At 73.1% G+C, this 20,990-nt stretch carries 23 protein-coding genes; 20 read left to right on the plus strand and 3 right to left on the minus strand.

The features are described 5' to 3' along the window. Positions 1-5: 5 nt before the first annotated feature. Entirely contained in the window at positions 6-1,043 is a 1,038-nt protein-coding gene (locus E6P78_RS17670; protein ID WP_136204562.1) for a hypothetical protein, read from the minus strand. A gap of 215 nt (positions 1,044-1,258) precedes the next feature. Continuing rightward, positions 1,259-2,860 carry an oxidoreductase gene (locus E6P78_RS17675; protein WP_136204563.1) on the minus strand — a complete coding sequence of 534 codons (1,602 nt, stop codon included), beginning with the start codon at positions 2,858-2,860 and terminating at the stop codon, positions 1,259-1,261. A 146-nt stretch (positions 2,861-3,006) separates the two neighbouring features. Between E6P78_RS17675 and hisD the strand changes: the two genes are divergently transcribed. The 10 genes from hisD (at position 3,007) to E6P78_RS17725 (ending at position 11,303) form a co-directional block, all read left to right on the plus strand. Beyond that, positions 3,007-4,329: a histidinol dehydrogenase gene (gene hisD, locus E6P78_RS17680; protein WP_136204564.1), complete on the plus strand. Its 1,323-nt coding sequence runs from the start codon at positions 3,007-3,009 to the stop codon at positions 4,327-4,329. After that, positions 4,326-5,453 carry a histidinol-phosphate transaminase gene (locus E6P78_RS17685; RefSeq protein ID WP_136204565.1) on the plus strand — a complete coding sequence of 376 codons (1,128 nt, stop codon included), beginning with the start codon at positions 4,326-4,328 and terminating at the stop codon, positions 5,451-5,453. The genes hisD and E6P78_RS17685 overlap by 4 nt, the downstream gene beginning before the upstream one ends. Then, the gene (gene hisB / locus E6P78_RS17690; protein WP_136204566.1) at positions 5,450-6,052 is read left to right on the plus strand and encodes an imidazoleglycerol-phosphate dehydratase HisB; all 603 of its coding nucleotides are present in this window, start codon (positions 5,450-5,452) and stop codon (positions 6,050-6,052) included. The genes E6P78_RS17685 and hisB overlap by 4 nt, the downstream gene beginning before the upstream one ends. Beyond that, the gene (locus tag E6P78_RS32800; protein WP_168712641.1) at positions 6,049-6,216 is read left to right on the plus strand and encodes a hypothetical protein; all 168 of its coding nucleotides are present in this window, start codon (positions 6,049-6,051) and stop codon (positions 6,214-6,216) included. Before hisB ends, E6P78_RS32800 begins: the two co-directional genes overlap by 4 nt. 10 nt (positions 6,217-6,226) lie before the next feature. After that, the gene (gene hisH / locus E6P78_RS17695; protein WP_136204567.1) at positions 6,227-6,868 is read left to right on the plus strand and encodes an imidazole glycerol phosphate synthase subunit HisH; all 642 of its coding nucleotides are present in this window, start codon (positions 6,227-6,229) and stop codon (positions 6,866-6,868) included. Beyond that, positions 6,868-7,593, plus strand: coding sequence for a bifunctional 1-(5-phosphoribosyl)-5-((5-phosphoribosylamino)methylideneamino)imidazole-4-carboxamide isomerase/phosphoribosylanthranilate isomerase PriA (priA, locus tag E6P78_RS17700; RefSeq protein WP_136204568.1), 726 nt, complete (start codon positions 6,868-6,870; stop codon positions 7,591-7,593). Before hisH ends, priA begins: the two co-directional genes overlap by 1 nt. Then, positions 7,590-7,988: a RidA family protein gene (locus E6P78_RS17705; protein ID WP_136204569.1), complete on the plus strand. Its 399-nt coding sequence runs from the start codon at positions 7,590-7,592 to the stop codon at positions 7,986-7,988. The genes priA and E6P78_RS17705 overlap by 4 nt, the downstream gene beginning before the upstream one ends. Further along, on the plus strand, positions 7,985-8,740 hold the full coding sequence (gene hisF, locus E6P78_RS17710) for an imidazole glycerol phosphate synthase subunit HisF (protein WP_136204570.1): 756 nt from the start codon (positions 7,985-7,987) through the stop codon (positions 8,738-8,740). The genes E6P78_RS17705 and hisF overlap by 4 nt, the downstream gene beginning before the upstream one ends. A gap of 705 nt (positions 8,741-9,445) precedes the next feature. Next, the gene (locus tag E6P78_RS17720) at positions 9,446-10,033 is read left to right on the plus strand and encodes a helix-turn-helix domain-containing protein (RefSeq protein WP_136204646.1); all 588 of its coding nucleotides are present in this window, start codon (positions 9,446-9,448) and stop codon (positions 10,031-10,033) included. Between the two features lie 25 nt (positions 10,034-10,058). After that, positions 10,059-11,303, plus strand: coding sequence for an MFS transporter (locus tag E6P78_RS17725; protein WP_136204571.1), 1,245 nt, complete (start codon positions 10,059-10,061; stop codon positions 11,301-11,303). Between the two features lie 20 nt (positions 11,304-11,323). On the opposite strand, the gene E6P78_RS17730 is transcribed toward E6P78_RS17725, so the two are convergent. Next, positions 11,324-11,956, minus strand: a complete 633-nt coding sequence (locus E6P78_RS17730) for a TIGR03085 family metal-binding protein (RefSeq protein ID WP_136204572.1) — start codon at positions 11,954-11,956, stop codon at positions 11,324-11,326. Positions 11,957-12,040: 84 nt separating this feature from the next. On the opposite strand from E6P78_RS17730, the gene hisI reads away from it, so the two are divergent. The 10 genes from hisI (at position 12,041) to lgt (ending at position 20,972) form a co-directional block, all read left to right on the plus strand. Further along, on the plus strand, positions 12,041-12,424 hold the full coding sequence (gene hisI / locus E6P78_RS17735) for a phosphoribosyl-AMP cyclohydrolase (RefSeq protein WP_136204573.1): 384 nt from the start codon (positions 12,041-12,043) through the stop codon (positions 12,422-12,424). Positions 12,425-12,435: 11 nt separating this feature from the next. After that, entirely contained in the window at positions 12,436-13,923 is a 1,488-nt protein-coding gene (locus tag E6P78_RS17740) for an anthranilate synthase component I (protein ID WP_136204574.1), read from the plus strand. A gap of 51 nt (positions 13,924-13,974) precedes the next feature. Further along, positions 13,975-14,631 (plus strand): TIGR02234 family membrane protein, encoded by a 657-nt coding sequence (locus E6P78_RS17745; protein ID WP_136204575.1) that lies wholly within the window; start codon positions 13,975-13,977, stop codon positions 14,629-14,631. A 136-nt stretch (positions 14,632-14,767) separates the two neighbouring features. Then, positions 14,768-15,016 carry an HGxxPAAW family protein gene (locus tag E6P78_RS17750; RefSeq protein WP_136204576.1) on the plus strand — a complete coding sequence of 83 codons (249 nt, stop codon included), beginning with the start codon at positions 14,768-14,770 and terminating at the stop codon, positions 15,014-15,016. A gap of 76 nt (positions 15,017-15,092) precedes the next feature. Continuing rightward, positions 15,093-15,668: a DUF2752 domain-containing protein gene (locus E6P78_RS17755; protein ID WP_240799248.1), complete on the plus strand. Its 576-nt coding sequence runs from the start codon at positions 15,093-15,095 to the stop codon at positions 15,666-15,668. 126 nt (positions 15,669-15,794) lie between these two features. Next, a complete protein-coding gene (trpC, locus tag E6P78_RS17760) occupies positions 15,795-16,604 on the plus strand; it encodes an indole-3-glycerol phosphate synthase TrpC (RefSeq protein WP_136204577.1) in 810 nt (269 codons plus the stop codon). Between the two features lie 318 nt (positions 16,605-16,922). Continuing rightward, positions 16,923-18,209 carry a tryptophan synthase subunit beta gene (gene trpB, locus E6P78_RS17765; protein WP_136204578.1) on the plus strand — a complete coding sequence of 429 codons (1,287 nt, stop codon included), beginning with the start codon at positions 16,923-16,925 and terminating at the stop codon, positions 18,207-18,209. Beyond that, positions 18,206-19,018 (plus strand): tryptophan synthase subunit alpha, encoded by an 813-nt coding sequence (trpA, locus tag E6P78_RS17770; protein ID WP_136204579.1) that lies wholly within the window; start codon positions 18,206-18,208, stop codon positions 19,016-19,018. The genes trpB and trpA overlap by 4 nt, the downstream gene beginning before the upstream one ends. A gap of 75 nt (positions 19,019-19,093) precedes the next feature. Further along, positions 19,094-19,912 carry a thioredoxin domain-containing protein gene (locus E6P78_RS17775; protein ID WP_136204580.1) on the plus strand — a complete coding sequence of 273 codons (819 nt, stop codon included), beginning with the start codon at positions 19,094-19,096 and terminating at the stop codon, positions 19,910-19,912. Between the two features lie 118 nt (positions 19,913-20,030). Further along, the gene (lgt, locus tag E6P78_RS17780; RefSeq protein ID WP_136204581.1) at positions 20,031-20,972 is read left to right on the plus strand and encodes a prolipoprotein diacylglyceryl transferase; all 942 of its coding nucleotides are present in this window, start codon (positions 20,031-20,033) and stop codon (positions 20,970-20,972) included. The last annotated feature ends 18 nt before the right edge of the window (positions 20,973-20,990 follow it).

Genomic DNA, 20,990 nt, shown 5'->3' on the forward strand with positions numbered 1-20,990 from the left:
AGCGGTCAAGCGTAATGGCCGCGCGTCCGTCCTCGTCCGGCCCCATGGCGCAGTGGTGTCGCGGAGGCCACCCGGAGCCGTGTGCTGTCCCGCGCGTCGAGGAACCGGCCCAGCGGATCGCCGGACACCGAGGCCCACGGGAACGAGGCCGCGTGCGGCCCGATCCGCCGGAACTGCTCCAGCGCCTCGTCCCACCGGCCCCGTGCCACCAGCACGTACGCGAGGAGGTTGCGCACCTCGGCCGGCCACGGGTCGCCGGGCGCGAAGGCGGCGGACAGCGCGATCGCCAGGTCCGCCGCAGCGTCGACGCGTTCTTCCTGCACCGAGGTGGACCGGGCCCCGGACCCCTCGGCCAGCATCGCGAACGCGGCCCGCAGCGGCAGCGCCTGGACCAGGGAGCTGGGCAGCGAGTCCTCGGCGGCCCGCTCGGCGAAGTCGAAGCACTCGCGGTGCGAGCCGTACCAGGCGGCCGACAGGTACTGCAGGGCCGCGACATGGCAGCCGTAGTGGTGCGTGGAGCGCTGCAGGGCCTGCTCCCACAGCGCCTCGAACGTGGTGTGCGTGGCCTGGGTGCCCCGGGCGTGGTCCAGCGCGAGGCGCCAGGGCACCGGGTCGCGCGGGTCGCTGTGCGCGGCGGCCGTGATCATCGGCCCCACCTCGCGCAGCTGCTCCGCACGGGCCGGTGACTCCCAGGCGCGGTCGACGGCGAGCTGGGCCTTGACCAGCAGGGCGTCGGGGTCGCGCGGGGCGGCGGACAGCCAGTGGCCGAGCCATCCGTCCCGGCTGCGGGCGAACGCGACGAGCCGCTTCAGATAGCGGTCCCGGCTCTCCCACTCGGCGCCGTCCCGGGTGGTGGCCAGCAGCTTCGCGGCCGGTTCGTACTCCCCGGCGGCGGCGGCCACCAGCGCGGGCGACAGCCGCTCGTCGGGGGCGTCGAGCAGCACCGCATGGTCCGCGGGCAACCCGGAGGACAGCGCCGGGGTGTTCCGGATCACGCGCGCGGTACGGAGCAGAGCGCGGAGGAAAGGCATGGTGCAGACCATTGAAAAGCGCTGGTGGGGGTGGGCGCCAGGGGAGCGCTGTGAAGCTTTGGTGCCGAGTGGATGAGTTGTCCGGGCCCCAGTCAAGATGAAGTAAAGGAAAGTGCGGATTCTGGCTGATACTCGCCGGTGGTGGGCAGAAGGTCCGTGGTCTGTCCGGCGCCGGGGGAGGCTGTGGGGCCCGCCGCGCAAGGGCGCGCCCCCCGCCGCTACCGCCGTCAGCTGCGGCGCAGCAGCCGGGAGGCGCCGGCCGCGACCGTGGTGGCCAGTATCCAGCCCAGCAGGATCAGCGCGGCCGCCGTCCACTGCCAGCCGCCCTCCATCCGCCAGTAGCCGTCCTGGCCGAGATCGATCACCGGGATGAGCAGGTCCAGCGCGTACAGCGCCGCGTTCCACTGCGGATGCTCCTCGCCCTTGAGCGACGCCGGGTCGTACCGCGAGAACGCCAGCGTCCCCGCCGCCCACAGCACCGCCATCCACACCGCCGCCCGCCCCGGCCGGTAGCCGTACGCCACCGTCCAGTCCTGGAGGTAGCCCCAGAGCTTCCCGGCGGGCGGCAGCGTCTCGCGGCGGCGGCGCTGCTTGGCGAGCAGCACCTCCCGGGCGTCCGCGTCCTCACCGCTGCTGCGCAGCACCGCCGCCAGCCGCTCGTACGGCTCCGGCACGTACTCCGGGGTGGCCGCCGCCACCCACTCCAGGCGCCGGGAGAGCGGGAAGTGCCCGTACGGGACGAGGTTCTCGTAGACGAACCCGCCCATCGCCAGACCGCCGGGCCCCGGCCAGCTCGTCGACACGTCGATCAGCGTGACGACCTTCGCCCCGTTGAGCACGACCCGCCCCCGGGCCGGGCGCTCGGAGTTGAACCGCAGCTCCGGGGTGACCATCCGGCGCAGCGAAAGCTCCTCGTGCGTGTCCAGCACGAAGACCGCCTTGTGCAGGTCCACCGCGTCACCGAACCGGCCGTCGTCCAGGCGCACCCCGCCCCGGCAGCGGAACACCTGCGAGCGGGTGCCGCGGGCCGGCGTCGGGGAGGCGGCGATGCCGTAGGGGGGAGTGGTGCCCTGGTTCCCCGTGTCCACGCTGACCCACGCCTCGCTCATGTACAGCGTCCGCTCCACGCTCAGCTGCGGCGCGTTCAGCGCGCGGCGGCCCTGGCCGGCGCGCAGCCGGCTGCCGCGCAGGCTCAGCGAACCGCCCACCTTCGCCCCGCGCAGGCTCAGCTCGCCCAGCGTCTCGATCATCTCGGCCTGGAGGTCCTGGGCGACCGTCAGCCCGTCCCCGAGCAGGGCCCGTCCCTGCCGGTCCGGACCGATGTCGATCTGGCTGAGCAGCAGATCCGTACCGATCTGCGCGTCCGTCAGCCGGATGCCGCGCTCCACCCGGCAGCGCGGCAGGTGCAGATCGCCCTCGGTGCGCAGCCGTGCCGCCTCCAGGCGGGGCAGCGCGCACCCCACCAGGCGCAGGGTCGTGAAGTGGCACTCGGGGAGCGCCACCTCCTCGTCGAACCGGCAGCCGGTCAGCTCCACGTACGGATCGACGCGCCCGCCCGCCAGGTCCAGCCTTCCCGTGATCCGTACGCCCCTGAGCTTCAGGGCCGTCACCCGGCCGGGCCGGGCCGGCGGACCGCTCAGCAGCAGCCGGGCGACGACCCGGGCCTCCACACTGCGCTCGGGCCCCCACTCGTGCGGGGCGAAAGGATCGTCGCGGGCCTTGTCGCCGACCCGCAGGTCGTAGGTCGTGCCGTTCCGGAAGGACTGCCACATGCCCAGCTCGGCCGCGCTGAGGCCGTCCGGAAGATCCCCGTCGTGCCGCTCCGTCACCGGTGCCCCTTTCGTTCGGAGGCGTGATCCCGTTATTCCCTCTGAGTGACCGGATGAACGCATATAGTCAGCCGTCACAACAGGGACATGTATCAGCCAGTGATACGGCCGTCCGGGCGCTCGCGGCGGTCTGCGAGAATTGCGGTGTGATCTCTCGAATCGATCTGCGCGGCGATGCCCTCCCCGAGGGCGGCGCCCTGCGCGACCTGCTACCCCGTGCCGAGTTCGACGTGGAAGCCGCCCTGGAGACGGTGCGGCCCATCTGCGAGGACGTACGCCATCGTGGCTCGGCGGCAGTGATCGACTGGGGGGAGAAGTTCGACGGCGTCCGGATCGAGTCGGTCCGGGTGCCCGCCGCCGCCCTCGCCCGGGCGCTCGAAGAGCTCGATCCGGCCGTCCGCGCCGCCCTGGAGGAGTCGGTCCGCCGCGCCCGCCTCGTCCACCGCGCCCAGCGCCGCACCACGCACACCACCCAGGTCGTCCCCGGCGGCACCGTCACCGAGAAGTGGGTGCCGGTCGAGCGCGTCGGTCTGTACGTGCCGGGCGGGCGTTCGGTCTATCCCTCGTCCGTGGTGATGAACGTGGTGCCGGCTCAGGAGGCGGGCGTCGAGGGCATCGCCGTCTCCTCCCCGCCGCAGAAGGAATTCGGCGGCCTGCCGCACCCCACCATCCTGGCCGCCTGCGCGCTGCTCGGGGTGGACGAGGTCTACGCGGCCGGCGGCGCCCAGGCCGTCGCGATGTTCGCGTACGGCACCGAGGACTGCCTGCCCGTGAACCTGGTCACCGGCCCCGGCAACATCTACGTCGCCGCCGCCAAGCGCCTCCTCAAGGGCCGCATCGGCATCGACGCCGAGGCCGGCCCCACCGAGATCGCCGTCCTCGCCGACGCCACCGCGGACCCGGTGCACGTCGCCGCCGACCTGATCAGCCAGGCCGAGCACGACCCGATGGCCGCCGCCGTCCTGGTCACCGACTCCGAGGAGCTGGCCGCCGCCACCGAGGCCGAGCTGACCGGGCAGGTCGCCGCGACCAAGCACGTCAAGGAGCGCATCGAGCCCGCGCTGGCCGGCCGCCAGTCCGCGATCGTCCTGGTCAACGACCTGGAGGACGGGCTCAAGGTGGTCGACGCGTACGCCGCCGAGCACCTGGAGATCCAGACCGCCGACGCCGCGGCCGTCGCCGGCCGGGTCCGTAACGCCGGGGCGGTCTTCGTCGGCCCCTGGTCGCCGGTCTCGCTCGGCGACTACTGCGCCGGCTCCAACCACGTCCTGCCCACCGGCGGCTGCGCCTGCCACTCCTCGGGCCTGTCCGTGCAGTCCTTCCTGCGCGGCATCCACATCGTCGACTACACGCGCGACGCGCTCGCCGAGGTCGCCCACCACGTGGTGACCCTCGCCGAGGCGGAGGACCTCCCCGCCCACGGCGCCGCACTCAAGGCCAGGTTCGGGTGGAAGGTTCCGCAGCAGTGAGCAAGGACAGCACCACCCGCAACCCCTGGGACGACCTGCCCATCCGCGACGAACTGCGCGGCCAGTCCCCGTACGGGGCGCCCCAGCTCGACGTACCCGTGCGCCTCAACACCAACGAGAACCCCTACCCGCTGCCCGAAGCACTGGTCGACCGCATCGCCGAACGGGTCCGCGAGGCCGCCCGCGACCTCAACCGCTACCCCGACCGCAACGCCGTCGAACTGCGCACCGAGCTCGCCCGCTACCTCACCCGCACCGCCGGGCACCGGGTCGAGACCGCCAACGTGTGGGCGGCCAACGGCTCCAACGAGGTGCTTCAGCAGCTGCTGCAGACCTTCGGCGGACCCGGGCGCACCGCGATCGGCTTCGAGCCCTCGTACTCCATGCACGCCCTCATCGCCCGCGGCACCGGAACCGGCTGGATCTCCGGGCCGCGCAACGAGGACTTCACCATCGACGTGGACACCGCCCGCGCGGTCATCGCCGAGCGGCGGCCCGACGTCGTCTTCATCACCTCCCCCAACAACCCCACCGGCACCGCCGTCGACGCCGAGACCGTCCTCGCGCTGTACGAGGCGGCGCAGGCGGCCAAGCCGTCGATGGTCGTGGTGGACGAGGCGTACGGCGAATTCAGCCACCACGCCTCGCTGCTCCCGCTGATCGAGGGCCGCCCCCACCTGGTGCTCTCGCGCACCATGTCCAAGGCGTTCGGCGCCGCCGGGCTCCGCCTGGGCTACCTCGCCGCCGACCCGGCCGTCGTGGACGCGGTCCAGCTGGTGCGGCTGCCCTACCACCTGTCCTCCGTCACCCAGGCCACCGCGCTCGCCGCCCTGGAGCACACCGATACGCTCCTCGGGTACGTCGCGCAGCTCAAGAGCGAGCGCGACCGGATCGTCACCGAGCTGCGCGCTCTCGGCTTCGACGTCACCGAATCGGACGCCAACTTCGTCCAGTTCGGCCGCTTCGCCGACAGCCACACCGCCTGGGAGTACATCCTCGACCGGGGCGTCCTGGTCCGGGACAACGGCGTACCGGGGTGGCTGCGGGTCTCCGCAGGAACCCCGGCCGAGAACGACGCGTTCCTCGATGCGGTGCGCGGACTGAAGAAGGAGCACGACGCATGACTCGCGAGGCCCGCACAGGACGAGTGGAGCGGACCACCAAGGAGACGTCCGTGGTCGTCGAGATCAACCTCGACGGCACCGGCAAGGTCGACGTGGCGACCGGGGTCGGCTTCTACGACCACATGCTCGACCAGCTGGGCCGCCACGGTCTGTTCGACCTCACGGTCAAGACCGACGGCGACCTGCACATCGACTCCCACCACACCATCGAGGACACCGCCCTCGCGCTCGGCGCCGCCTTCAGGCAGGCGCTCGGTGACAAGGTCGGTATCTACCGCTTCGGCAACTGCACCGTCCCGCTGGACGAGTCGCTCGCCCAGGTCACCGTCGACCTCTCCGGCCGCCCCTACCTGGTGCACACCGAGCCCGAGAACATGGCGCCGATGATCGGCGCCTACGACACGACGATGACCCGGCACATCCTGGAGTCTTTCGTCGCGCAGGCGCAGATCGCCCTGCACGTCCACGTCCCGTACGGGCGCAACGCCCACCACATCGTGGAGTGCCAGTTCAAGGCCCTCGCCCGGGCCCTGCGCTACGCCAGCGAGCACGACCCGCGCGCGGCCGGAATCCTCCCCTCCACGAAGGGCGCCCTGTGACCGGCCTCAACACCATCCTGATCCTGGTCGGCCTCTTCCTGGCCGGCGGGGTCTACTCCTTCTCCAAGCAGGGCATGCCCAAGGGCGTCATCGTCCTGCTCGCCATCGGTTCCCTGATGTGCCTGGTGGCGGGCGTCCTGCGCATCCAGGGACTCTGGGACTAGGGGCCGACACGTGGATACGAAGAAGAAGGTCGTCGTCTTCGACTACGGCTTCGGCAACGTCCGTTCCGCCGAGCGGGCCCTCGCCCACGTCGGCGCGGACGTCGAGATCACCCGCGACTTCGACACGGCGATGAACGCCGACGGGCTGCTGGTGCCCGGCGTCGGCGCGTTCTCGGCGTGCATGGAGGGCCTGAAGAAGGCCCGCGGGGAATGGGTCATCGGCCGCAGGCTGGCCGGCGGGCGCCCCGTCATGGGCATCTGCGTCGGCATGCAGATCCTGTTCGAGCGCGGCATCGAGCACGGCGTCGAGACCGAGGGGCTGGACGAGTGGCCCGGCACCGTCGGCCCGCTGAAGGCCGACGTCGTCCCGCACATGGGGTGGAACACCGTCGAAGCCCCCGAGGGCTCCCAGCTGTTCGCCGGACTCGACCCGGAGGCCCGGTACTACTTCGTGCACTCCTACGCGGCGCACGACTGGAGCCTCGAAGTCACCAACGCGAAGATCCGTGCCCCCAGGGTCACCTGGGCCACGCACGGCGAACGGTTCGTGGCGGCCGTGGAGAACGGCGCGCTGTGGGCCACCCAGTTCCACCCCGAGAAGTCCGGCGATGCCGGCGCCCAGCTGCTGACCAACTGGATCGAGACGCTGTAATGCCGAAGCTTGAACTGCTCCCCGCCGTAGACGTCCGCGACGGCCAGGCGGTCCGCCTGGTGCACGGCGAGTCCGGCTCCGAGACCTCCTACGGCTCCCCGCTGGAGGCCGCACTCGCCTGGCAGCGCGCCGGCGCCGAGTGGCTGCACCTGGTCGACCTGGACGCCGCCTTCGGCACCGGCGACAACCGCGCGCTCATCGCCGAGGTGGCCGGCGCCATGGACATCAAGGTCGAGCTGTCCGGCGGCATCCGCGACGACGCCTCGCTCGCCGCCGCCCTCGCCACCGGCTGCCGCCGGGTCAACCTCGGCACCGCCGCGCTGGAGACACCGGAGTGGGTCGCCAAGGTCATCGCCGAGCACGGCGACCAGATCGCCGTCGGCCTCGACGTGCGCGGCACCACGCTGCGCGGCCGCGGCTGGACCCGCGACGGCGGCGACCTCTACGAGACGCTGGCCCGCCTCGACTCCGAGGGCTGCGCCCGCTACGTCGTCACCGACATCGCCAAGGACGGCACGCTCCAGGGCCCCAACCTGGAACTCCTGAAGAACGTCTGCGCCGCCACCGACAAGCCCGTCGTCGCCTCCGGCGGCGTCTCCTCGCTGGACGACCTGCGGGCCATCGCCTCGCTGGTCCCGGCGGGCGTCGAGGGCGCCATCGTCGGCAAGGCCCTGTACGCGAAGGCGTTCACCCTCGAAGAGGCGCTGGAGGCGGTCTCCGCATGACCGAATCCGTACGCCGCGTCTCCTCCGGCGCCCCGTGGGAGGAGAAGTTCGGCTACTCCCGCGCGGTCGAACTGCCGAACGGCCTGGTGCTGGTGGCCGGCTGTACGTCGGTGGTGGGCGGTGAGGTCGCCGACGGCGGCCCCTACGAGCAGACCGTCACCGCCTTCAGGGTCGCCTTCGAGGCGCTGAAGGAGCTGGGCCTCGGCCGCGAGGACGTCGTCCGCACCCGGATGTACGTCATGCACGCCCGGGACACGGAGGAGGTCGGCCGCGCCCACAAGGAGCTGTTCGACGCCGTGCGCCCCGCCGCCTCCATGGTCGTCGTGTCCGGATTCGTGGACCCCGGCCTCGTCGTCGAGGTCGAGGTCGAGGCATACCGGGCGGGTGCCCGATGAGCCTCGCGGTACGCGTCATCCCCTGCCTCGACGTGGACAAGGGCCGAGTCGTCAAGGGCGTCAACTTCCAGAACCTGCGCGACGCGGGCGACCCCGTGGAGATGGCGAAGCTGTACGACGCCGAGGGCGCCGACGAGCTGACCTTCCTGGACATCACCGCCTCCAGCGGCGACCGGGAGACCACCTACGACGTGGTGCGCCGCACCGCCGAGCAGGTCTTCATCCCGCTCACCGTCGGCGGCGGAGTCCGCACCCCGGACGACGTCGACAAGCTGCTGCGGGCCGGCGCCGACAAGGTCGGTGTCAACACGGCGGCCATCGCCCGCCCGGAGCTGATCCGGGAGATCGCCGAGCGCTTCGGCCGCCAGGTCCTGGTGCTCTCCGTGGACGCCCGGCGCACCCCCGCCGGCACCTTCGAGGTCACCACGCACGGTGGCCGCAGGGGTACCGGCATCGACGCCGTCGAGTGGGCCCACCGGGCCGCCGAGCTCGGCGCCGGCGAGATCCTGCTCAACTCGATGGATGCCGACGGCACGAAGGACGGCTACGACACCGAGATGATCGCCGCCGTACGCGGACACGTCGGCGTCCCCGTCATCGCCTCCGGTGGCGCGGGCCGCCTCGCGGACTTCGCGCCGGCCGTCGACGCCGGGGCCGATGCGGTCCTGGCCGCGTCCGTCTTCCACTTCGGCGACCTGCGGATCTCCGAGGTCAAGGGCGCCCTGGAGGAGGCCGGGCACCCGGTCCGCTGACCCGGACCGGTTGTGCGGACGCACAGCCCGGGGCGTCTCTCCTTCGGAGGGCGCCCCGCAGGCCGGCGCCTGTCTTCCGAGCCCCCGCACCCGGACGTGACGTGTCGGGCGTGACTTTCCCCCCACGAACGTGCACAGTCCGCCCCGGCTGTACGGCCGAAGCGGTGAACTCGCTGCCCTCGCGGTACTCCTGACGCGGCTTCAGCAGCGCGACGGCGGAGCCCTGGTCCTCGCCGCGCCGCCCGGCACCGGCCGCACCGCCCTGCTGGACCGGACCGCCGCCGCCCACCGTGAGCGGCGCACCGGACCGCCGCCGCCCACCGTGAGCGGCGCACCGGACCCGCCCTGTACGCCAGCGCCGCCCCCGCCGAGCGGTGGCTGCCCCACAGCGGGCTGCACGCCCTGCTGTGTGCCGCGGCTGGCCCCCTGCCCCTCGCCCCCGACCGGTGCTGCGCGACGGCCTCCCGCCCACCGCGCTCCTCGCCGGGCGGGCGGCGACTTCGAACTCGCCCGCCCCCGGCCCCTGTTCGGGTCCTGGCCGCCTGCCGCCTGCTCACCGGCTGGGCGGGGGCCAGGCGCCCGGGCCGGGGCGGCGTTCCGCGAGCGGGCGGCGCGGACATGGGGGACGACACACCCCGGATTCGTACAACTTTTATTGCGCAACAGATATTGCGCAACTTTCCTTTCCTATCTACTGTCGCAGGCATGGCAAGCAACGAATCACGCCGGGTGTCCGACCTCGGCACCCTCAAGGCGTTCGGGCACCCCCTGCGGATGAAGCTGTACCGAGCCCTGTACATCGCCCGGCAGGCCACCGCCTCCCAGCTCGCCGAGCAGGTCGACGAAGCGGTTTCGCTCGTCAGCTACCACCTGCGCAAGCTCGCCGACCACGGTCTGATCGAGGAGGCCGAGGGAAGGGGCAGCGACGCCCGCGAGCGCTGGTGGCAGCCCGCGTCCAAGGGGCTGCGCTTCCACGACGAGGACTTCAGCGACGCGCCCGAGAAGGTCGCCACGCACGCCGCCGTCGGCCGGCTCTCCTTCGACCAGCACGTCGAGATGTACCGCCGCCACCTCGACGCGCACCGCAGCTGGGCGCCCGAGTGGCGCAAGGCCTCCTTCAGCTCGGAGTACCTGGCCCGGCTGACCCCCGACGAACTCGCTGCCCTGGAGCGCGAGATGGACGCGCTCGTCAAGCGGTACGAGGAGCGGGGCCGCGCCCGCGAGGAGGCCGGCGACACCGAGAACCGCGAGAACGTCGCCCTCCACCTGTACGGCTTCCCGTTCCGGACCTGATCCGGCGCCCCGAGAGGACGACCCCGTGACCGCCACCCTGCCCGCCGCCGAGGCGCCCGCCCGCCCGGCCCACCGCGACGGCAACGTCCTGCGCTGGCTCGGCGCGTACACCGCGTCCATGATCGGCGACAGCGTCTACTACATGGCCCTCGCCTGGGCCGCCGCCCGCACCGGAAGCGCCTCGCAGACCGGTCTGGTGCTCGCCGTGGGCTCCATACCCCGGGCCGTGCTGCTGCTGGGCGGGGGAGTGCTCGCCGACCGGCTCGGGCCGCGCCGCGTGGTGGTCGCGAGCGACACCGCACGCTGTCTGGTCATCCTCGGCCTGGCCGGGGCCCTGCTCCTCACCTCGCCCACGGTGTGGATGCTGGTCGCCGTCGCGCTCGTCTTCGGCGCGGTCGACGCCCTCTTCCTGCCCGCCGTCGGCGCCCTGCCGCCCCGGATCACCGCCACCTCCCAGCTCGCCCGCGTCCAGGGCATGCGCGGCCTCGCCACCCGCACCGCCAACGTCGTCGGCGCCCCGCTCGGTGGCGTCGCCGTGGCCCTCGGCGGACCGGTCCTCGCCTTCGCCGCGGCCGGGGTGCTCTTCGCCGTCTCGCTGCCCCTCCTGCTGGCCGTACGGATGAGCCCGCTGCCCGTGCCGGACACGGCCGAACCCGCCGGTACCGCCCGGCGCGAACTGGCCGACGGGCTGCGCCACATCCGCCGCCACCCGCTGCTCGGCCCGCTGATGCTCGTCCTGGCCGTCAGCGAACTGGGCTTCGTCGGCCCCCTCAACCTCGGCCTGATCCTGCTCAGCGACGAACGCGGCTGGGGCGCCGCGGGCATGGGCTGGGTCGTCGCCGCCTTCGGCATCGGCGCGGGCGCCTCGGCCCTGCTCCTCGCCGTACGCGGCCGGGCACCGCGGGCCGGGCTCACCATGTGCCTCACCGTGCTGATCGGCGCGGTCGCCATCGGGGCCCTCGCGTACGCACCCTCCGTACCCCTCGCGGCGGGCGTCGCCGTCCTCGTCGGTCTCTTCGCCGGCCTCGGCGGCGCCCTGTGCGGGGCGCTGGTCCAGACCGCGGCCGAGCCCGCCTACCTCGGCCGGGTCACCTCGGTCTCCACGCTCTTCACCCACGCCCTCGCACCGCTCAGCTACCCCGTCACCGGAGCCGCCGTCGCCCTGTGGGGCACCGGCCCGGTCTTCGTCGCCAGCGCCGCCCTGTGCGCGGCCGGCGCCCTCACCGGCCTCGCCCTCGCCCCGCTGCGCCGCGCGGAACTCCCGCGCTGAGCCCGGCGCACGTACGCGGGCTACATGCCCAGCTTCGCCGTCGTCACCCGGCCGATCGCCTCCGGCTCGCCCTCCAGCTCCACCCGCGCCGCCTCCTGCCGCCCGAACGCGAACAGCAGCAGCTCGCCCGGCTCACCGGTCACCGTCACCACCGGCGTCCCCCGGTGCGCCACCGCGGTCTGCCCGTCCGGGCGGCGCAGCACCAGGCCCACCGGCGCCTTGCGGCCCAGCATCCGCGCCGCCTTCTCCGTACGCGACCACAGGACGTCGGCGAAGACCGGGTCCAGCTCCCGCGCCGACCAGTCGGGCTGCGCCCGGCGCACGTCCTCGGCGTGGACGTAGAACTCCACCGTGTTCGCCGCCTCGTCCAGCTGCTTCAGCCCGAACGGGGACATCCGCGGCGGGCCCGTACGGATGAGCTGGATCAGTTCCTCGTACGGCTTCGCGGTGAACTCGGCCCGGACCCGCTCACTCCGGTTCTTCAGCGGGCCGATCATGCTCCCGGCGGCCGCGTCCGGCCGCCGCTCCCGCACCACCACATGGGCCGCGAGATCACGGGCCGTCCAGCCGTGGCACAGGGTCGGGGCCTGCGGGCCCGCCGCCTCCAACAGATCGGCGAGCAGAAGTCGTTCGCGCTTCGCATGGGTCGACATGTCCGCCAGCGTACGACCGCCGTCCACCGTCCGCCCAGTGGACGTACGCCCGGACGCCCCGCACCACCACGGCACAATGGGCCCATGACCAGCACGCCCACGCCCGGCACCCCCCGGCCCGCCAGCGACCTCGATCCCGCCATCGCCGCCCGCCTCAAGCGCGGCGCCGACGGGCTGGTCCCGGCCATCGCCCAGCAGTACGACACCGGCGAGGTACTGATGCTGGGCTGGATGGACGACGAGGCGCTGCACCGCACCCTCACCACCGGCCGCTGCACCTACTGGTCGCGCAGCCGCCAGGAGTACTGGGTCAAGGGCGACACCTCCGGCCACATCCAGCAGGTCAAGTCCGTCGCCCTGGACTGCGACGCCGACACCGTCCTCGTCAAGGTCGACCAGACCGGCGCCGCCTGCCACACCGGCGACCGGACCTGCTTCGACGCCGACGTCCTCCCGCTCGGACAGTAGGGTCTGCCGCCATGGACCTCGACACGTTCCGCAAGCTGGCCGTCGACCGGCGCGTCATCCCCGTCACCCGCCGCCTCCTCGCGGACGGCGACACCCCGGTCGGTCTCTACCGCAAGCTCGCGGGCGAACGCACCGGCACCTTCCTCCTCGAATCCGCGGAGAACGGCCGCACCTGGTCGCGCTACTCCTTCATCGGCGTACGCAGCGCCGCGACCCTCACCGCCCGCGACGGCGAGGCCCACTGGGTCGGCACCCCACCGGTCGGCGTCCCCGTCGACGGCGACCCGCTGCACGCCCTGCGCGCCACCATCGAGGCCCTGCACACCCCGCACGACCGGGAATCCGGCCTGCCGCCCTTCACCGGCGGCATGGTCGGCTACCTCGGCTACGACATCGTGCGCCGCCTGGAGAAGATCGGCGACAGCGGCGGCGACGACCTGAAGCTGCCCGAGCTGACGATGCTGCTCACCTCCGACCTCGCGGTCCTGGACCACTGGGACGGCAGCGTCCTGCTCATCGCCAACGCCATCAACCACAACGACCTGGCCACCGGAGTCGACGAGGCGTACGCGGACGCCGTCGCCCGGCTCGACGCGATGGAGCAGGACCTGCGCCGCCCCGTCGAGAACGCCCCCGCCGCCCTGCCGCCCTCCGAGCTGCCCCCGTACACCGCGCTGTGGGGCGGCCGGGCCTACCAGGACGCCGTCGAGGACGTGAAGGAGCGCATCCGGGCCGGCGAGGCCTTCCAGGTCGTGCCCTCCCAGCGCTTCGAGACGGCCTGCACGGCGAGCGCGCTCGACGTCTACCGGGTGCTGCGCGCCACGAACCCCTCGCCGTACATGTACCTCTTCCGGTTCGACGGCTTCGACGTCGCCGGCTCCAGCCCCGAGGCGTTGGTCAAGGTCGAGGACGGCCGGGCGATGGTCCACCCCATCGCCGGCACCCGGCACCGCGGCGCCACCCCGCAGGAGGACCAGGCCCTCGCCGACGAACTCCTCGCCGACCCCAAGGAGCGCGCCGAGCACCTGATGCTCGTCGACCTCGGGCGCAACGACCTGGGCCGGGTCTGCGAACCGGGCAGCGTCGAGGTGGTCGACTTCATGTCCATCGAGCGCTACTCGCACGTGATGCACATCGTCTCCACCGTCACCGGCAAGGTCGCCGAGGGCCGCACCGCCTTCGACGTCCTGACCGCCTGCTTCCCCGCCGGCACCCTCTCGGGCGCCCCCAAGCCCCGCGCCCTGCAGATCATCGAGGAGCTGGAACCCACCCGCCGCGGCCTTTACGGCGGCTGCGTCGGCTACCTCGACTTCGCCGGGGACTCCGACACCGCCATCGCCATCCGCACCGCCCTGCTGCGCGACGGCACGGCCTACGTCCAGGCCGGGGCGGGCGTCGTCGCCGACTCCGACCCGGTCGCCGAGGACAACGAGTGCCGCAACAAGGCGGCGGCGGTGCTCCGCGCCGTCCACACCGCCAACCGGCTCGGCGGCGCCTGAGCCGGCCCCCTTACCGGCCCGCGGTGGGCCACCGCGGGCCGGTAAGGGATAGTGGAGTACGTGAGTGCCGTCCCCGTACCCCAGCCACGTGCCGAAGCCGCCGCCGCGCCCGACAGCGCGGGAAGCCGCCGCAGCCTGGCCGCCGGCCTGCTCCTCGGGGCGGCCGGCGCGACCGTCGTCCTGCTCGCCTCCGGGCAGACCTGGGCCGAGGGCAAGGCCCCGGTCGGCGGCGGCACCCTGCCGCTGAGCGCCGACGGGCAGGACGTCACCGGACTGCCCGCCGCCCTCGCGATCGTCGGCCTGGCCGCCCTCGTCGCCGTCTTCGCCGTCCGTGCCGCCGGCCGGCGCGTGGTCGCCGGACTGCTCGCGCTCAGCGGGCTCGGCGCCGCGCTGAGCGCCTTCCTCGGCGCCTCCGACAGCGCCGCGCTCGACGAGAAGGCGGCGCAGACCAGCGGCGACAGCGCGGCGACCATCACCGCCCTCAGCCACACCGCCTGGCCCTACGTCACGGCCGCGGGCGGCCTGCTGATCCTGCTCGCCGGGCTGTTCGCCCTGCGTTACGGCAGCCGCTGGCCCACGATGTCGGGGCGCTACGAGCGCGACGGCACCCCGCGCCCCCGCAAGGCCCCCCGCGCCCCGGACCCGGACCGGCCCGAGGACCTGTGGAAGGCCCTGGACCGCGGCGAGGACCCGACGCGCGAGGCATGACCCCCAGCTCACGTCCTACCCGCACGTACGGGACAATGGCCCTGAGCTCACAGCACAGCGGCACCCACAGCGGCACCGGCCGTGCCTACAGCGACCCGAGCGATTCCAACAGCGCAACACCAACGAGGAGCAACTCATGGCGGGCAGCAGCCACGGACACACCCCGGCCGCCTGGACCGGTGTCATCATCGCCTTCATCGGCTTCTGCGTCGCGGGCGTCTTCATGGTCGCGGCCAACCCGCTCGGCTTCTGGGCCGGCATCGGCGTCGTCCTCATCGGTGGTGTCGTCGGCCTCGCGATGAAGGTCGCAGGCCTCGGCATGCCGAAGGAGTCGGCGGACCTGGCGTCCGCCAGGGCCCGCGCCGGCCACGCGCAGTCCTCCTGACCTTGCGGAACCCACGCACACGAGGCGCAGCCCGGACCGGGCTGCGCCTTCGCGCGTCGGAGGCGACAATCACCGGGTGGACGCATCGCCTACCCCCGCCGCAGCACCGACACCGCCCGGCCCCCGCCCGGTGAACGCCGGACCGCCCCCGAGCCCGGCCCCCGGGCCCGCTCCGGGCCCCCCGCAGGCCCCGGCGGCCGCCCCCGGCCAACCGGCGGGCCCCCCGCCGCTCTTTCCCGCCGCCCCCGCCGGCGCCTCGCGGCTGCGCCGGATCGCCACCCCGGCGGGCGTCCTGGCCGCCGTCGTCGGCGCCTTCGGCTACGTCGCCACGGTCGACCCGAACCAGCCGGGCCACTACCCCGTCTGCCCGCTGCTGCGGCTCACCGGCATCTACTGCCCCGGCTGCGGCGGACTGCGCAGCGCCCACGCCTTCGCCCACGGCGACCTGGCGGCGGCCTTCGGCTCCAACGCGCTCGCCGTCGTCGGCTACGGGATCTTCGCCGTGCTCTGGGCGGTGTGGATGGTCCGCGAGGCCACCGGGAAGCCCTGGCGGTTCGCTCTGCGGCCGGTCCACTGGTGGGGGATCGGAGCCGTACTGCTGATCTTCACCGTCGTCCGGAACCTGCCGTTCGGCACCGCGCTCGCCCCCTGAATGCCCAGGTTGTGGGACAGGCGGCGGCCGGATGCGGGCCCAGCGGCCTCCTGCGGATACCATCTAAGTGGCTGATCCTGTGGCCTGTTACGTTCCTTGTCACCGTTCCGGAAGGGGGCCGCTCGCGTGAGTGTGCTCGACGAGATCATCGACGGCGTCCGCGCCGACCTCGCGGAGCGGCAGGCGCGCGTCAGCCTCGACGAGCTCAAGGAACGCGCCGCCCGCGCCCCCCGCGCCAAGGACGGCGTCGCCGCCCTGCGCGGCGAGGGCGTCACCGTCATCTGCGAGGTCAAGCGCTCCAGCCCCTCCAAGGGAGCGCTCGCCGCCATCGCCGACCCGGCCGCGCTCGCCGCGGACTACGAGGCCGGCGGGGCGTCCGTCATCTCCGTCCTCACCGAGGAGCGCCGCTTCGGCGGCTCCCTGGCCGACCTGGAGGCCGTCCGCGCCAAGGTCGACATCCCGATCCTGCGCAAGGACTTCATCGTCACCTCGTACCAGCTGTGGGAGGCCCGCGCCTACGGTGCCGACCTCGTGCTGCTGATCGTCGCCGCCCTCGAACAGGAGGCGCTGGTCTCCCTCATCGAGCGCGCCGAGTCCATCGGCCTGACGCCGCTGGTCGAGGCGCACGACGAGGAGGAGGCCGAGCGCGCCGTGGAGGCGGGCGCCAGGATCATCGGCGTCAACGCGCGCAACCTGAAGGACCTCAAGGTCGACCGCTCCACCTTCGAGCGCGTCGCCCCCGAGATCCCCGACCACATCGTCAAGGTCGCCGAGTCCGGCGTCCGCGGCCCGCACGACCTCATCGCCTACGCCAACGCCGGCGCGGACGCCGTGCTCGTCGGCGAGTCCCTGGTCACCGGCCGCGACCCGCGCACCGCCGTCGCCGACCTGGTCGCCGCCGGCGCCCACCCCGCCCTGCGGCACGGCCGGGGCTGAGCCGCGCCGTGTCCCTCCCGCACCCCGAGCCGATGCGCTGCGCACTGCCCACGTGGCACCGCGGCTGCCGGGCCCCGGCACGCCGCGTGCACGGCCGTAGGGTGCGGTACGTGATCGGTGACGAGCCCGGTCAGGTCAACGGCATGCGATGGCGCACGGGGCCCGCGCAGTAGAGCGAGCCCCGGCCGCCGCGACACCCCTGCCCGCGAGGGCCCGGTTCCGTGCGTCCGCATCCGCCCCGGCCCCCGGCCGAGGCGGCGCTCCGCCCACGGCGCACACGGTGAATCCACCCATGCCATGACGAGGAGCACATCCCAGATGTCGTCCGAATTCTTCATCCCGGACCCCGAGGGTCTGATCCCCAGCGCCGAGGGATATTTCGGCGCCTACGGCGGAAAGTTCATCCCGGAGGCGCTCGTCGCCGCCGTGGACGAGGTCGCCGACGAGTACGAGAAGGCCAAGGCCGACCCCGCCTTCGCGGCCGAGCTGGGCGAGCTGATGGTCCACTACACCGGCCGCCCCAGCGCCCTCACCGAGGTCCCGCGCTTCGCCGAGCACGCGGGCGGCGCCCGGATCTTCCTCAAGCGCGAGGACCTCAACCACACCGGCTCCCACAAGATCAACAACGTGCTGGGTCAGGCACTGCTGACCCGCCGCATGGGCAAGACCCGCGTCATCGCCGAGACCGGCGCCGGCCAGCACGGCGTCGCCACCGCGACCGCCTGCGCCCTCTTCGGCCTCGACTGCACCATCTACATGGGCGAGATCGACACCCGGCGGCAGGCGCTGAACGTGGCGCGGATGCGGATGCTGGGCGCCGAGGTCATCGCCGTGAAGTCCGGCTCCCGCACCCTCAAGGACGCCATCAACGAGGCGTTCCGCGACTGGGTCGCCAACGTGGACCGCACCCACTACCTCTTCGGTACGGTCGCCGGCCCGCACCCCTTCCCGGCGATGGTCCGCGACTTCCACCGCGTCATCGGCGTCGAGGCCAGGCGGCAGATCCTGGAGCGGGCCGGCCGGCTGCCGGACGCCGCCGTGGCCTGCGTCGGCGGCGGCTCAAACGCCATCGGCCTCTTCCACGCCTTCGTCCCCGACGCCGGCGTCCGCCTCATCGGCTGCGAGCCCGCCGGACACGGCGTGGAGACCGGGGAGCACGCGGCGACCCTGACCGCGGGCGAGCCCGGCATCCTGCACGGCTCGCGCAGCTACGTCCTCCAGGACGAGGAGGGCCAGATCACCGAGCCCTACTCCATCTCGGCGGGCCTCGACTACCCGGGCATCGGTCCCGAGCACGCGTACCTCAAGGACGCGGGCCGCGGCGAGTACCGCGCGGTCACCGACGACGCGGCCATGCAGGCGCTGCGCCTGCTCTCCCGTACCGAGGGCATCATCCCGGCCATCGAGAGCGCACACGCGCTGGCCGGGGCCCTGGAGGTCGGCAAGGAGCTGGGCAGGGACGGGCTGATCCTGGTCAACCTTTCCGGCCGCGGCGACAAGGACATGGACACGGCGGCCCGCTACTTCGGGCTGTACGAGACGGACGCGGCCGTCGAGGCGGACGCCGACGGCGAGAACGCGGAGATCGAGGGGGACGCCCAGTGAGCGGCAACACCGAGCTGCTGAGCACCACGCTCGCCACCGCACGCGCCGAGGACCGGGCCGCGCTGATCGCGTACCTGCCCGCCGGCTTCCCGACCGTCGACGGCGGCATCGAGGCCGTCAAGGCCGTGGTCGCGGGCGGCGCCGACGTCGTCGAGGTGGGGCTGCCGCACAGCGACCCCGTGCTCGACGGCCCGGTCATCCAGACCGCCGACGATATCGCGCTGCGCGGCGGCGTGAAGATCGCCGACGTGATGCGCACGGTCCGCGAGGCGTACGAGGCGACCGGGGCGCCGATCCTCGTCATGACGTACTGGAACCCGATCGACCGGTACGGCGTCGAGCGCTTCACCGCCGAGCTGGCCGAGGCGGGCGGCGCCGGGTGCATCCTGCCCGACCTGCCGGTCCAGGAGTCCGCGCTGTGGCGCGAGCACGCCGAGCGGCACGGCCTCGCCACCGTCTTCGTCGTCGCGCCCAGCAGCAAGGACGAGCGGATCGCCACCATCACGGCGGCCGGCTCCGGCTTCGTCTACGCGGCCTCCCTGATGGGCGTCACCGGCACCCGCGCCTCGGTCGGCGCGCAGGCCCAGGACCTGGTGCGGCGCACCCGCGCCACCACCGAGCTGCCGGTCTGCGTCGGCCTCGGCGTCTCCGACGCGGCCCAGGCCGCCGAGGTCGCGGGCTTCGCCGACGGCGTCATCGTCGGCTCGGCCTTCGTCAAGCGGATGCTGGACGCCCCCGACGAGGCGGCGGGCCTCGCGGCCGTCCGTTCGCTGGCGGCCGACCTTGCCGAAGGTGTTCGAAAGCGCTGACACCGGGCGTAACCCGAACGGGTGGACCTCGGCCCGGGGAGGCACGCGAGTGCCTCCCCGGGTCGTTGCTGCGGTGTGAGCGAGAAGAACGAACAGGGTAAGAGGGCCGCGCGAGACCGGCTGATCCAGCAGCGCGAGCAGGCGAAGGCGCGCGACCGCCGCCGCCGGACGCTGATCGTGTCCACGGCGGTGGTGGGGGTCCTGGGGCTGGCCGCCGTCATCGGCGTGATCGCGGCGAACACCGACGGCAAGAGCGACAAGTCCAAGGCGTCCGGCCCCGCCGTGGCGCCGTCGGGCGCGACCGGCAAGGACGCCCTGGCGGTCCGGGTCGGCGCGGACGACGCCCCGTCCACCCTCACCATCTGGGAGGACTTCCGCTGCCCGGTCTGCGCCCAGTTCGAGAACGCGTTCCGCGACACGATCCAGGATCTGGAGCGGAAGGGGCAGCTCAAGGTCGACTACCACCTGGCCACGATCATCGACGGCAACATGGGGGGCAGCGGCTCGCTCAAGGCGGCCAACGCGGCGGCCTGCGCGCAGGACGCCGGCAAGTTCTCCGCGTACCACGACGTGCTGTACCGCAACCAGCCGCAGGAGACCGACGACGCCTTCGGTGACAACGCCAAGCTGATCGATCTCGCCAAGAAGGTCGACGGGCTCGACACCCCCGGATTCCGCAGTTGCGTCGAGGACGGCAAGCACGACGCCTGGGTCGAGAAGTCGAACAAGGCCTTCCGCGACGGCGGCTTCCAGGGCACGCCCACAGCGCTGCTCAACGGGGAGTCGATCTTCCCGAAGAAGGGCGACGAGGCGATCAGCGTGGCCAACCTGAAGAAGTGGGTCGCCGAGGCCAACAAGGGCAAGAAGCCGGGCACCGCGACGCCCGCGCCGTAGGGCTTGTCGCCGGCCTTGCCACAGGGCCGGTCGGGGGAACCGATGACCCGCTCGTTACCCAGAAGTTGCCGGGCGGGTTGCCGTACCTCCCGCCCGGCAAGGTAGCGTCGACGCTGTCATGGACCTTGCCTACATTCCCAGCCCGTCGACCGGCGTGATCGATCTCGGACCGATCCCGCTCCGCGGCTACGCGTTCTGCATCATCATCGGTGTCTTCGTCGCCGTCTGGTTCGGCAACAAGCGCTGGGTCGCCCGAGGAGGCACTGCCGGCACCGTTGCCGACATCGCCGTCTGGGCCGTGCCCTTCGGGCTTGTCGGAGGCCGGCTCTACCACGTCATCACCGACTACCAGCTGTACTTCAGCGACGGTGAGAACTGGGTCGACGCCTTCAAGATCTGGCAGGGCGGCCTCGGTATCTGGGGTGCGATCGCGCTGGGCGCGGTCGGTGCCTGGATCGGCTGCCGCCGCCGCGGGATTCCGCTGCCCGCCTGGGCCGACGCGCTCGCCCCCGGCATCGCCCTGGCCCAGGCCTGCGGCCGCTGGGGCAACTGGTTCAACCAGGAGCTGTACGGCAGGGCGACCGACGTCCCGTGGGCGTTGAAGATCAGCGAGGGCCCCAACCGGGTGGCGGGCACCTACCACCCGACCTTCCTGTACGAGTCGCTGTGGTGCATCGGCGTGGCGCTCCTGGTGGTCTGGGCCGACCGCCGCTTCAAGCTCGGGCACGGGCGGGCGTTCGCGCTGTACGTCGCGGCGTACTGCGCGGGGCGCGCGTGGATCGAGTACATGCGCGTGGACGAGGCCCATCACATCCTGGGCCTGCGGCTGAACGTGTGGACCGCGCTGATCGTGTTCGTGCTGGCGGTGACGTACATCGTGGTCTCGGCGAAGGTCCGGCCGGGGCGCGAGGAGGTTGTCGAGCCCGGGGCGCCGGAGGCGCCGGAGGGCTCGGAGAAGGCGGATGCGGTCGAGGCGGACGAGCCTGTCGAGGCTGCGGACGCGGATGCGGCTGCGGATGCGCCGAAGGCGGACGGGACGGCAGAGGCGGCCAAGGGCTGACGTCGCGCAAGCTGAGTG

The sequence above is a fragment of the Streptomyces sp. A0958 genome, assembly GCF_004795035.1.
Lineage (GTDB): Bacteria > Actinomycetota > Actinomycetes > Streptomycetales > Streptomycetaceae > Streptomyces.

Bases quoted from the DNA above. Each gene is read 5' to 3' on its own strand.
- E6P78_RS17670 (WP_136204562.1), bottom strand. From the start codon at position 1,043: ATGGTCTGCACCATGCCTTTCCTCCGCGCTCTGCTCCGTACCGCGCGC.
- hisB (WP_136204566.1), top strand. From the start codon at position 5,450: ATGACTCGCGAGGCCCGCACAGGACGAGTGGAGCGGACCACCAAGGAG.
- priA (WP_136204568.1), top strand. From the start codon at position 6,868: ATGCCGAAGCTTGAACTGCTCCCCGCCGTAGACGTCCGCGACGGCCAG.
- E6P78_RS17705 (WP_136204569.1), top strand. From the start codon at position 7,590: ATGACCGAATCCGTACGCCGCGTCTCCTCCGGCGCCCCGTGGGAGGAG.
- hisF (WP_136204570.1), top strand. From the start codon at position 7,985: ATGAGCCTCGCGGTACGCGTCATCCCCTGCCTCGACGTGGACAAGGGC.
- E6P78_RS17720 (WP_136204646.1), top strand. From the start codon at position 9,446: ATGGCAAGCAACGAATCACGCCGGGTGTCCGACCTCGGCACCCTCAAG.
- E6P78_RS17730 (WP_136204572.1), bottom strand. From the start codon at position 11,956: ATGTCGACCCATGCGAAGCGCGAACGACTTCTGCTCGCCGATCTGTTG.
- hisI (WP_136204573.1), top strand. From the start codon at position 12,041: ATGACCAGCACGCCCACGCCCGGCACCCCCCGGCCCGCCAGCGACCTC.
- E6P78_RS17740 (WP_136204574.1), top strand. From the start codon at position 12,436: ATGGACCTCGACACGTTCCGCAAGCTGGCCGTCGACCGGCGCGTCATC.
- E6P78_RS17750 (WP_136204576.1), top strand. From the start codon at position 14,768: ATGGCGGGCAGCAGCCACGGACACACCCCGGCCGCCTGGACCGGTGTC.
- trpB (WP_136204578.1), top strand. From the start codon at position 16,923: ATGTCGTCCGAATTCTTCATCCCGGACCCCGAGGGTCTGATCCCCAGC.
- lgt (WP_136204581.1), top strand. From the start codon at position 20,031: ATGGACCTTGCCTACATTCCCAGCCCGTCGACCGGCGTGATCGATCTC.